General features: G+C 60.8%; 10 protein-coding genes, 1 tRNA gene and 1 pseudogene. 6 read left to right on the top strand and 6 right to left on the bottom strand.

Features of this window, described 5'->3' with window-relative positions:
* The 3 genes from NKH21_RS12235 to NKH21_RS12225 all read left to right on the top strand — a co-directional run.
* Positions 1 to 308, top strand: a 308-nt coding sequence (locus tag NKH21_RS12235) for a glycosyltransferase (RefSeq protein ID WP_352667984.1), incomplete at its 5' end; no start/stop codon positions are given.
* A gap of 233 nt (positions 309 to 541) precedes the next feature.
* Positions 542 to 1,408 carry a class I SAM-dependent methyltransferase gene (locus NKH21_RS12230; protein WP_352865139.1) on the top strand — a complete coding sequence of 289 codons (867 nt, stop codon included), beginning with the start codon at positions 542 to 544 and terminating at the stop codon, positions 1,406 to 1,408.
* Between the two features lie 481 nt (positions 1,409 to 1,889).
* On the top strand, positions 1,890 to 4,469 hold the full coding sequence (locus tag NKH21_RS12225; RefSeq protein ID WP_352667989.1) for a bifunctional diguanylate cyclase/phosphodiesterase: 2,580 nt from the start codon (positions 1,890 to 1,892) through the stop codon (positions 4,467 to 4,469).
* Positions 4,470 to 4,550: 81 nt separating this feature from the next.
* On the opposite strand, the pseudogene NKH21_RS12220 reads toward NKH21_RS12225, so the two are convergent.
* A pseudogene (locus NKH21_RS12220) lies at positions 4,551 to 4,715 on the bottom strand (JAB domain-containing protein); the annotation flags it as partial.
* 232 nt (positions 4,716 to 4,947) lie between these two features.
* The gene (locus tag NKH21_RS12215; RefSeq protein WP_352865137.1) at positions 4,948 to 5,487 is read right to left on the bottom strand and encodes a MarR family winged helix-turn-helix transcriptional regulator; all 540 of its coding nucleotides are present in this window, start codon (positions 5,485 to 5,487) and stop codon (positions 4,948 to 4,950) included.
* 73 nt (positions 5,488 to 5,560) lie between these two features.
* Between NKH21_RS12215 and NKH21_RS12210 the strand changes: the two genes are divergently transcribed.
* Both NKH21_RS12210 and NKH21_RS12205 read left to right on the top strand, forming a co-directional pair.
* Positions 5,561 to 6,004, top strand: a complete 444-nt coding sequence (locus NKH21_RS12210; protein WP_352865135.1) for a DUF417 family protein — start codon at positions 5,561 to 5,563, stop codon at positions 6,002 to 6,004.
* 61 nt (positions 6,005 to 6,065) lie between these two features.
* Positions 6,066 to 7,595 (top strand): MFS transporter, encoded by a 1,530-nt coding sequence (locus NKH21_RS12205; RefSeq protein ID WP_352865133.1) that lies wholly within the window; start codon positions 6,066 to 6,068, stop codon positions 7,593 to 7,595.
* 78 nt (positions 7,596 to 7,673) lie between these two features.
* On the opposite strand, the gene radC is transcribed toward NKH21_RS12205, so the two are convergent.
* Together radC and map are read right to left on the bottom strand one after the other, a co-directional pair.
* The gene (gene radC / locus NKH21_RS12200; protein WP_352865131.1) at positions 7,674 to 8,420 is read right to left on the bottom strand and encodes a RadC family protein; all 747 of its coding nucleotides are present in this window, start codon (positions 8,418 to 8,420) and stop codon (positions 7,674 to 7,676) included.
* Between the two features lie 52 nt (positions 8,421 to 8,472).
* Positions 8,473 to 9,300, bottom strand: a complete 828-nt coding sequence (gene map, locus NKH21_RS12195; RefSeq protein ID WP_352865130.1) for a type I methionyl aminopeptidase — start codon at positions 9,298 to 9,300, stop codon at positions 8,473 to 8,475.
* Between the two features lie 296 nt (positions 9,301 to 9,596).
* Between map and NKH21_RS12190 the strand changes: the two genes are divergently transcribed.
* A complete protein-coding gene (locus tag NKH21_RS12190) occupies positions 9,597 to 9,893 on the top strand; it encodes a DUF982 domain-containing protein (RefSeq protein ID WP_023678889.1) in 297 nt (98 codons plus the stop codon).
* Between the two features lie 125 nt (positions 9,894 to 10,018).
* On the opposite strand, the gene NKH21_RS12185 is transcribed toward NKH21_RS12190, so the two are convergent.
* Together NKH21_RS12185 and NKH21_RS12180 are read right to left on the bottom strand one after the other, a co-directional pair.
* Positions 10,019 to 10,093: transfer RNA gene (locus NKH21_RS12185), tRNA-Glu, on the bottom strand.
* Between the two features lie 176 nt (positions 10,094 to 10,269).
* Positions 10,270 to 11,388, bottom strand: a complete 1,119-nt coding sequence (locus NKH21_RS12180; protein ID WP_352865143.1) for a YcbK family protein — start codon at positions 11,386 to 11,388, stop codon at positions 10,270 to 10,272.
* Positions 11,389 to 11,510 lie beyond the last annotated feature (122 nt).

Below are 11,510 nucleotides of genomic sequence, written 5' to 3'. Positions count from 1 at the left end.
CGATCGAAGCAATGGCCTGCGGTACGCCGGTGGTTGCGTTCCGGCGTGGCGCCGTCCCGGAGATCATCGATGACGGTGTGTCCGGATGGATCGTGGATACGGTGGAGGAAGCTGTGGGCGCGCTCCGGCGCATAGACAGCCTCGATCGCGCACGAGTGCGGCAGACGTTCGAGAAGCGGTTCACGGTCGAGCGCATGTGCAGCGATTATGTGGCACTCTACCGAGCACTCACGAGCAGCACAGCACGCGCAGTTGCCCCCACAAACGAGCTCTCCAGAAATATCGCAATGGTGGCTGTGCCGGGCTGAGAACCGACTAATCCACATGCCGACCACTTAGGGTGACGTCAGGGCGCGTGCGGGGCCTTGTCGCCGGGCGTGGCGACTGCGCCAGAACCCTTGATCAGCAGCAAGCCTTCCCGGGGCTAATGCTTTCGCGAGCGGCGGCGCACTGCCGCCCGGTCCGGATTGACGCGCGATACTTTCGCTGCAAAGGTACTTTAACGACTTGTTTACCATGCGTCAGTCAGGGGTGGGGGAATTTGGAACGGTTTCTGGGCGTGAACCGCCTTAATTGGGATGATCGGGCCGAACTGCACTCGACCGACACAACGGGCAGCTACCACATCGAAAATGTGCTGGCCGGCGGATCCAATCTCTATGAGCTGGAAATGCGCGAGCTCGGCGATATCGCCGGCAAGGATATCGTCCACCTGCAGTGTCACATCGGTCTTGACACGATCAGCCTGAAGAATCTTGGCGCGGGCAGCGTGACCGGGCTCGACTTTTCACCGACGGCGATCGTGGCGGCGCGGGATTTTGCTGCGAAGGCAGGCACCGACGTGCGCTTCGTGGAGGCGCCACTGTTCGAGGCGGTGGAAGCGCTCGGCCGGACCTTTGACATCGCTTACGTTACCTGGGGTTCGGTAAACTGGCTGGACGACGTGTTCCGTTGGGCGCGGGTGGTTGCCGATCTCCTGCGACCCGGCGGCCGCCTCTATATGGCCGAGGGCCATCCATTGATGTTTCAGTGCGATCGAAAGGCCGCGGCCCTCGAATTGAAGCACGACTGGCGAACGCCGATAGCTCGGCCGCTCGCCTGGAACGAGGAACTGACCTACACCGGCGATGATCGCATCTTGAAGCATCCTCGATATTATGAGTGGATTCACCCGATCAGTGACGTGGTGAATGCGCTGATTTCAGCTGGTCTGACGCTCGATTTTCTCAATGAGCACGACACGGTTTCATGGCAGCACTTTTCATTTGCCGTACGGGCCGGCAAGGACATGTACGGCTTGCCCGAGAACTCTCCCAAGATACCGATGGCTTATTCCATTGGCGCGACGAAGCGCAGCGTCGGCAAGATACCATACCTTGTATCTCCCAAGTCGATTGAGGGGCACTAGTCCAGGTCCAACACGCTTGAGTACTCGGTTCGGAGCGCGTCGACGTGTGCAATTGCGCTCGCGCTCCTCGATCTTCCGAGCAAGCCTGATCTAGCTGGCCTCTCTGTGGTTCCGTTTCCACAGACGAACGCCTCGAGATGAGCAGGAAACGGCGGCCGGCCGCCGCTTCCTGCTCCCTTCCTCGCGAATGGTCGACAAACGCTGGATCGTCGGCACCAGCGCACCTCAATCGGTGGGGCCATGTCAGTGGAAGTCGGCGGCTGGCTCCAACCGCTCGGGCCTGCAACATCAGCAACGGTCGGAAAGTGCAAAAGCTCTAAGGAGCGTGAAGGTCAAATTAAACATTGAACGCTAATGTTCCTCATCGGGTCGACCCGGGAACCTGAAATGGCACTTGAGGAATCGCCTATTGGCTTTTTTCCGCGCTAGGTTCGGCGGCATCAAGGAGGTCGTCTTTTCGTCGGCAAATATTCCGGCGACGATCGCGCTTGTCGTCATTCTTATCAGCGCAGCGTTCGCGGAGCACCAGAACAAAGTCGTCTCGGACCAGGCCGTCCGTGCGGACGTGCTGACCAAGGTCAATCTCATCCGCGCCAAGCTCGAAGGCAATATCAACGGAAACCTTCAACTCGTGCGTGGATTGGTCGCTGCGGTCGTGACCGAACCCTATATGGGACAGCAACGCTTCGCCTCGCTGGCGAGCAATCTGTTTGGCGCCGACTCGCAATTGAACAATATTGCCGGCGCGCCCGATCTGGTCGTTTCCCTGATGTACCCGATGGAGGGTAATGAGCAGGCGATGGGCCTGGACTACCGCAAGAACGAGCGGCAGCGTGCGGCTGCGCTAAGGGCGCGAGATGAACGCAAGCTGGTGCTTGCCGGTCCCGTCGAGCTGAAGCAGGGAGGACAAGGCTTCATCGGCCGCTTTCCGGTTTTCGTGCCGAGCGCGGGCAACACGGAAAGGTTCTGGGGCATCATTTCCGCCGTTGTCGACGTGCAGCGCCTTTACAGAGCGAGCGGCATGCTTGACGGCGATCTCGGGATCGACGTCGCGCTGATCGGCAGGGACGCCCTTGGTCACCGTGGTGGTCAATTCTACGGCAATGAGGAGATCAGCAAAAGCGATCCGGTGACGGCTGACGTTTTGCTTCCTTCCGGCTCGTGGCAGCTGGCTGCCATTCCCAAGAATGGCTGGCCTTCGACGCCAAGTAACGCATGGTTGTTGCGCGCGATCATGGCGACGGCCGGGGCCTTGGTTGTGTTCCCCTTCCTGGTCACTGGTCGTCTGATAGGCGAAAGACAGCGCAATTATGCGGAATTGCGCCGATTGTCTCGGCGCCTTGAACTCGCTCTGGAAGCTTCGGCTATCGGGGTTTGGGAACACGATCTCGCGACCAACGAGCTTACATGGGATGAACGCGTCAATGAAATATATGGCAAACCAGCGGGGGAGCACCGGGGCTACACAGACTGGGCGGGAGCGATCCATCCAGATGATCTGGCTGGCGCCAACGCAGATTTCGATAGGGCGGTGGCCAGCGGACGACCCTATTTGTCGGAGTACCGGATTGTGCGCCCGAATGGCGAAATCCGTCATGTCCGGTCCAAGGCGATCCTTTACCGTGCCACAAACGACACCCCAAAAATGATCGGCGCGGAATGGGATGTGACTGCCGACGTCCTGCTGAACAAGGATCTGGTTCGCGCAAAACAGCTGTCCGAGTCGAAAAATGCAGAACTCGAGTCAGCCAAGGCGCGCATAGAGCACATCGCGCTTCATGACTCGCTGACCGGCTTGCCCAACCGGCGTTACCTCGACCAGGTACTGGAAGACTACGCGGCAAACGCCAGGCGCTCAGGCGGGCATGCGGCACTGCTTCACATCGATCTGGATCGGTTCAAGCACATCAACGATACGCTGGGCCACGCCGCCGGTGACGCAATGTTGGTTCACGCGTCGACAGTCCTCAGATCGAAGGTCGGCGACGAGGGATTCGTCGCCCGCATCGGAGGAGACGAATTCATCGTTCTGTGCGTGGTACGCGACGATACCAAGCAACTGGCGCTGCTTGCCGGTCGAGTCATCAGCCAGATGCGCGAACCGGTCTACTATCAAGGCCATCGATGCCGTTTTGGCGTCAGCGTGGGTATAGCTGTCGACAACGGAAAAGATGTCGAAGCCAAACACCTGCTGGTGAACGCCGATATTGCGCTTTACCGAGCAAAGAGGCGTGGGCGCAATCGATACGAATTCTTCACCGACGCGATGCAAAGCGAAATCGTCGACACAAAGCGGATTGCCGACGAAATTCTCGGCGGCCTCGAGCGCAACGAGTTCATTCCGTTCTACCAGCCCCAATTTGACGCAAAGACGCTCGAAATCGTTGGGGTTGAGGCGCTTGCGAGGTGGCGACATCCAGTAAAGGGTATTTTGGCGCCCGACGTCTTCCTGAGGATTGCAGAAGAACTGAACGTCGTCTCGATCATCGATCAAGCCATATTGAAGCAATCGCTTTCGGATTTCGAAGAGTGGTCCGCGGCAAAACTTAACATTCCACGGGTGTCGGTCAATGTCTCGGCGAGGCGCCTTCAAGACGAAGAGCTCATCAAGAGCCTGCGAGAACAAAATATCAAGAAAGGAACAGTTTCGTTTGAGCTCGTTGAGTCGATTTTCCTGGACGAGAACGACGATCTTGTCACCTGGAACATCGAGCAGATAAAAGAACTGGGGATTGACATCGAAATAGACGATTTTGGTACCGGTTACGCTTCGATAGTCAGTTTGCTGAAGTTGCAGCCTCGCCGGCTGAAGATAGATCGGCAGCTGGTTACCCCAATCGTCAAATCGCCGCAGAGAAGGCAGGTTGTCTCGTCGATTATTGAAATCGGCAAGTCGTTGGGTATCGAGGTCGTGGCGGAAGGCGTCGAGACGATGCAGCACGCGCGGCTACTCGAGGGCCTGGGCTGCGACATATTGCAGGGTTATGCCTTTGGCCACGCGTTCGATTCCGCGGGACTTGAGACCTTTGTCCGATCGCGGCGCCTGCGCACGGCCAGCTGAGCCTCGGCGCCAGAGTTTGCCGACCCGATCCGCCTTGAGCGTCGCAGTACATCTGCGCAACAAAGCTGATAACAGCAAATCTCAGATCAGCAGCAGGCCCGTCATGCTGGAGTGGCCTTTCCTGCCGATGATGATGTGGTCGTGAACGGCAATGCCAAGCGGTTTGGCCGTCTCTATGATCAGCTTGGTCATCTCGATGTCGGCGCGCGACGGCGGCGGGTCGCCCGACGGATGGTTGTGGAGCAGTCTCCCCTCAGGACCCATCGCATTGAACTGACAGAATTGTCATGATTTGGAGAAATCGCTGGGGTTATGGGCCTGGGATCCGTAGTGCGTGAACCACGTGACCCTTCACGCTCCCTCACACCTTCATTCATCGAGAAATATCAGACGTCCAGCGAATGTTGCCGTGGTGCTTCTCCCCTCGGGACGTCGCCGAGTCGGCGTCCGGATATCGCGACGCAAGGTACATGGTCCGTCAAATTTCGGGCCAAGACTCTATGTTGGCGTGCATCGGGCACTGGTCCCCGGGACACGCCGCAAATTCGCAGAGGCGACAAAAATGGCTGACGCCGTATGCATCCGTCGCTAGTGGGCGCATTAGCTTTTCGAGAAGGGCGGTGAGTTGTTTTTCTTCAGCCGCGGTGAGGACCCCAAGATAGTCATTGACCGCCGCGCAACGTGCGACAAGAGCGGGCAATACGGCTTCGCGGCCGGCCGGAGTGACGTGGAGGTGCGTAGCACGCTTGTCTTCACCCTTGCGAGCTTCGACGAAACCCTGAGCCTCAAGCTTGTCGACCAGACGCACCGTCGCAGTGTGCGAGAGGTTTAGCGCCCGCGCGAGCTGCGCGTTGGTGATGCCCTCCCAAAAGCCCATGATGTTGAGCGCAGCTGAGGCAGAGTCGGTTTGGTTGGGGTGACTTTTGAGGGTCGCGTCCACGCGCTCAGCGATTTCGCCAGCGAAGGCGGCAAGCATATTGGCGGTTCTCAAACGTGTCATGGCGGCAGTCTTTATCATGAGGGGTTGACGGCGCTAGCAATTATATGACTTATTATGTGCGTGTAGCACGCACTTTTCAAGGGAAAAAGTCATGACAACTTTGCGGAAATGGACCCTGGAGGCAGGGCAGGTGGTAGCTCGATATAGCGTTGTCCTATTTTTCGTGTTGTTCGGAGTGGCGAAGTTCACTGCGGCCGAAGCGACTGCGATTCATCCGTTGCTTGTTCACAGCCCGTTCTTATTCTGGCTCCCCGGACTGCTTAATCAGCAACTGTCCTCGGACCTCATCGGCGTTGTGGAGATCGCCTTGGCTCTCATGATGGCCTCGCGTCCCTTTACCCCATGGGTCTCGGCAATTGGCAGTTACGGCATCGCTGCCTCGCTGGTGGTCACGCTGAGTTTCCTTGTCACCACGCCGCAACTCGACCCGGCGCTTGGCGCCTTCATCGTCAAGGACCTGACCCTTCTCGGGGTTGCGCTTTGGTCCGCTGGTGAGGCCTTGGAGGCCACAAAGCCGCGCGTGTCTTCGCTTTGAATGATAGCGGCGTAAGCAGCCAGGCAATCCGTCAGCGGACCTCAACAATCGGGAGATGGCAATGGGCACATCCGACACCACCGGCCTGCACTCGGGCCGAGCCACGCATCGCGAATGGATCGGCCTCGCCATCATAGCGCTGCCCTGCATACTCTACGCGATGGATCTGACCGTGCTGAACCTGGCCGTGCCATCGCTAAGCGCCGACCTCAAGCCCACGGCCGCGCAACTGCTCTGGATCGTGGACATCTACGGCTTCCTGGCGGCCGGGTCGCTCCTCATCATGGGAGCTCTTGGCGATCGCATCGGCCGGCGGAAGCTGCTGCTGATTGGATCTACGTCTTTCGGGCTCCTGTCGCTGGCCGCAGCCTTTGCGCGCAGTGCCGAGATGCTCATCCTGGCTCGGGCACTGCTCGGGATTGCTGGCGCAACGCTGGCGCCCTCGACGCTATCTCTCATCAGCAACATGTTCCGCTATGACCGTCAGCGGACCTTCGCTGTAAGCGTCTGGGTCGCGAGTTTCTCGTTTGGCGGCGCGATCGGCCCGGTCGTTGGTGGTCTGCTTCTATCACACTTCTGGTGGGGAGCCGTGTTTCTGGTGCCTCTCCCCATTACGGCGCTTCTGCTGATAGTCGGACCGGTATTGCTGCCCGAGCACAGGACCCCAAACGCCGGGCGACTTGATATCCTGAGTGCTGCCTTGTCTCTGGCAGCTGTGTTGCCGATCGTCTTCGGGATCAAGCTAGTTGCTGAGGGCGGCAGTGTCGTGTGGGCGGCATCCGCGGTCGCACTAGGCCTGTTGTTCGGAGTGGTGTTCGCGAGGCGGCAGATGAGCTTGCCCGATCCGCTGCTTGACTTGCGCCTGTTCAAGCGGCCGGCTGTGGTGGCGGCGCTCGGCATTAACGTCCTCGACTTCTTCGTTGGCTTCGGAATTCTCGTTCTTGTCGCCCAGTATCTCCAGTTGGTCTTGGGGCTAACCCCCCTGGAAGCGGGCCTCTGGAGCATCCCGGCCGGGCTCGGCTTCATCGTGGGATCATTGTTGACTTCGGCTGTGCTCAGGTTGATGCGGCCAGCTTATGTCCTCGGCTTCGGCCTGACGCTTGCTGCTGGCGGTCTCGCCCTGATGGCACACGCCGGGGAAATACACAGCTTGGTTCTGATTGTTCTGGGAAACGTGCTGTTCTCGATCGGCTCGGCTCCCGGAATTGCGATCGTCGCGGACCTCGTCGTAAGCGCGGCACCCAAGGAGCGATCCGGCGCTGCCTCGGCCCTTTCCGAGACGGCCTCCGAGTTCGGTGGCGCGCTAGGCATCGCCTTGCTTGGCAGTCTTGCCACCCTCCTTTATCGCTCTGCACTCGGCGTCACCATGCCCGCGGGTATTCCCGCCAACACAATAGAGACCGCGCTACGCGGTATTGGGGCAGCGAGCAGCCTTGCGCCAAGTCTCGGCGACGGCAGCGCGTTATTGTTGGCAGCGCAAAGCGCGTACACGAGCGCGGCGGACATCACGTTCTTGACTGCCGCGGGGATTGTGCTGCTGACGGCAATTGTCGCGGTGACAATGCTTCGGGGGCTGAAGACGCAGGGATAACGCCTCGCCTGGCCAAGTGCAGTATCGTCGCTTGTCTTCATCGTGCGCGCGCGATCGCGGTGATGCAGGCATTCTCGATCAAATCAGCAGCAGGCCCTTCATGCTGGAGTGGCCTTTCCTGCCGATGATGATGTGGTCGTGAACGGCAATGCCCAGCGGTTTGGCCGTCTCGATGATCAGCTTGGTCATCTCGATGTCGGCGCGCGATGGCGTCGGGTCTCCCGACGGATGGTTATGCGCCAGAATGATCGCCGTGGCAGAGAGCTCCAAGGCGCGCCTGACCACCTCGCGCGGATAGACCGGGGTGTGGTCGACGGTGCCGACCTGCTGGACTTCGTCGGCGATCAGCGCGTTTTTCTTGTCGAGGAACAGGATGCGGAACTGCTCGCGCTCCTCGAACGCCATCACCGACCGGCAGTATTCGAGAACCTGCGTCCAGGTCGACAACAGCTCGCGGCCGGCGATCTCGCCGCGCGCCATGCGCTGCGCCGTTGCCGCAACCACCTTGAGGTCGAGCGCCACCGCCGGGCCGATGCCCTTCACCTCCTGCAGGCGCTCGATGGGCGCGCCGAGGACCTCGGCCAATGTACCGAAGCGTGCCAGCAATGCCTTGGCGACCGGCTTGGTATCGGCGCGCGGGATTAGCCGAAACAATAAAAGCTCGAGCAGTTCATAGTCGGGGAGGGTGTTGGGACCGGCGGCGAAGCGCTCGCGCAAGCGGTCGCGATGGCCGAGATAATGTGGCTTGTCGGCGGCCACCGCCTTCGCGGGCGATCGCACCGGCCTTTCGGGAAAGAAGGCCCGCTCGTCGTCGTCACCATTCATGGCTGCCCCACCCAGCATTTACCGGGCAAGGTAACGCCCGATCTGCCAGACACTAGGCCCGCAGGCCGGGGCGGTCGAGGTTTTTTGGCGATAGCGTGAAGATCTCGCAGCCGGTCTCGGTGACGCCGATCGTGTGTTCGTACTGCGCCGACAGCGAACGGTCGCGCGTCACCGCGGTCCAGCCGTCCGACAGCACTTTCACATGCGGCCGGCCGAGATTGATCATCGGCTCGACGGTGAAGATCATGCCCGGCCGCATCTCGACGCCTTCGCTGGCGCTGCCGTAATGCAGGATATTCGGCGCGTCGTGAAACAGCCGGCCGACGCCATGGCCGCAGAAATCGCGCACCACCGAGCAACGCTCGGCTTCGGCGTAGGTCTGGATGGCGGCGCCGATGGCGCCGGTGCGCGCGCCCGGCTTGATTGCCGCGATGCCGCGCATCAGGCACTCATACGTGACTTCGAGCAGCCGCTCCGCGGCACGCTTGATCGTGCCCACCGGATACATACGCGAGGAGTCGCCATGCCAGCCGTCGAGGATATAGGTGACGTCGATATTGACGATGTCGCCATCCTTCAACGGCTTGTTGTCGGGTATGCCGTGACAGACGACGTGATTGATCGAGGTGCAGGATGATTTCGTGTAGCCGCGGTAGTTGAGCGTCGCCGGAAGCGCGCCGTGGTCCATGCCGAACTCGAAGACGAAGCGATCGATTGCTTCAGTAGTGACGCCGGGCGCCACCATCGGCACCAGTTCGTCGAGGCAGCGCGCGGTGAGATCGCAAGCCTTGCGCATGCCGACAAAACCTTCCTCGTCGTAAAGACGGATCTGGCCGGTGTTTCTGAGCGGTGCCGTGGCGGCGTCGAGATAGGTGACCATTTTTATCCGTCTTGCAGGGATGCGAGGCCTGGATGAGCCCCGCGAGAGAAATTCCCCCAGATTTGGCACTGGAAAGCGCAAGGTTCAAGGACGAACTGCCGCCGACAGCCGAAGACCGGCGATATTCACGCGTGAGGTATTCTCCTTGCCTGTTGCGGCCCACGCTTCGCCGGGTTCATTGGCTACCGTAGTGACGACACATTTTTAGGCAAGAAGCGGCCCAAGCGTTAAGCCGCCACCGCATTTTTTTTGCGACCAACGGCGTTGCTGCGGGGCGTCGGTTCGGGAGAGATCGAATGGACAGACTGCAATTCGAGGTGCCGGTGCGGATCGCGCCTGTGCCCGGCCAGCCGGTCGAGGAAATCTACAGTGTCGAGCAGGCGCTCGATTTCCTGCAAACGTGGCCGGTTCGCCGGAAGGGACCAACCTACCAGGCCGCGTTCAATGCCTGTTTTGGCGCCACGGTGGACATCGTCGAGACCGAAGACGCATGGCGGGCCTTCATGGCCTTTTGCCGGGTGAGCGGCCTGCTGGCCAGGGACATGATGGTTCCGCGCAAGCGCGGCGGCGAGGCGAGGGGACTGCGGGCGTAGAAAGCCTTCGACGTAATCCTCAGTCGTCTTCGCCCCTCCTTTGCCGACATCCCCATCGGAGTGGCGGGTCAAGCAAAGCTTGCGCAGCATCACGCTGGCGATAGACATATGCCAAGTTGAAATGCTGGTACGCCCAAGGGGAATCGAACCCCTGTTACCGCCGTGAAAGGGCGGTGTCCTGACCGCTAGACGATGGGCGCGTTCAGATGTGAGCGCTTATAGTTGCGTCGCGACAAACCGGCAACCCGTCTGCCGCCGGCTGCGACAACTTTTTTCCTTTGGCTCCAAACCGCGTCCTTCCGACAGCCAAGCTGGTTTTTGCGGCATGATGCAACGCCGCCGAAGGGGGCCTTCGCAGTGGCGGAAGAACCTCGCCCTAGCCGCGCCTGCGGCAGCGCCAGTTCCAGTCGCGCTCCGGGCCGACATCGACGTGAACGGATTCGGTGTGGCAGTAGGTGCCGACGCCGCCGCGGCCCGGCATAGTGCGGATGTAGCTCGCCAGTTCCCATTTCGAGACGCCGGGGACCTGAATGTCGGCGGCGGCGCAGTACATGTGCAGCGAATTCTTGGCGCCGTTGGCACGGCGGTTGCGGGCCGGATCGCGATAGCCGGAGGTGACCGTCATCTTGCGGCCGTAGTGGCCTTCGATCGTCTTCAGCACGCGAACCAGCGACGGCTTCAAGCAGGCGACATCGACGCTTTCGTTCTGTTTCAGGAGGCCGTTGGGCGCCAGCCGGGCGAGGCCGGCGGCGGAGGCGACCTGGTAGGCGCCACCCGAACCTTCGTCTTCGTTGAGATCGACATCACTCTCATCGTCGAGGCCGGATTTGCGCTTGATCTCGAACAGCGCCGTCTGGCGCACGCCGGGCAGCGCATCGGCCGTGAAGTGGCTGGTATCGCCCGTCGACACCAACTGCACCGGCTTTTCAGCCGGATCGGCCGAGGCCAGGGTGACGGTGGGTTTCGTCGCAGGCGTCGCCTTGGCCTGCACGACGGTTGCCTGCCCGCCCGATCTGCTGTTGGCCGGCGAAGAAGGTGCCGCCGAAGCAGGCGTGGCGCTGAACAGCGAGGCCAGGAAGTTTTTCTTCGGTGCGTAGGCCTGTGGCTGCGGCATCTCGCCGGCGGTCACATAGACCGGGTTGTTCATCGCCGGCGCTGCGGCCTTGGCGTCGGGCTTCGATGCATCGGCACTGTTCTGTGCCACGGCCTGATCGGCCGTCTGGGCGTTTGGTTGCAGCGGCTGCGGCGTCTGTCGCGCGATCGTCTCGGCTGCCGTGGGAACGGCGATCGGGAAGCCGGCATCGGGCTTGGCCCCTGGCTTGGCCACTGGCACATAGGCCACCTGCTCGGGAAGGTTGGCGTCGCCCTCGGCATTCATCGTCATTTGTGCGGTTGTCATCTGCGACGATGACGCGGCCGTGCTGGCCTGCGGCGCACCGGCCGCCGTGCTGATTTCGGTAGCCGAGGTATTATAGCCTGGCATGCCGACCGACATGGTCGGGTCGCCAGCCGAGGTGCAGGACGCCAGGAGCACCGAGAAAAGCGCCGCCACAATGGCGCGGCTTTCTCCCTTCGCGAGGCGCGATCCTGCTGATCTCAAAACAAAATTCCCCCTCG

Source organism: Mesorhizobium sp. M1329 (assembly GCF_040318035.1).
In the GTDB taxonomy this organism is placed as follows: domain Bacteria; phylum Pseudomonadota; class Alphaproteobacteria; order Rhizobiales; family Rhizobiaceae; genus Mesorhizobium.
Note: the sequence above shows the minus strand (reverse complement) of the source record. Positions and strands in the feature narration are given on the sequence as shown.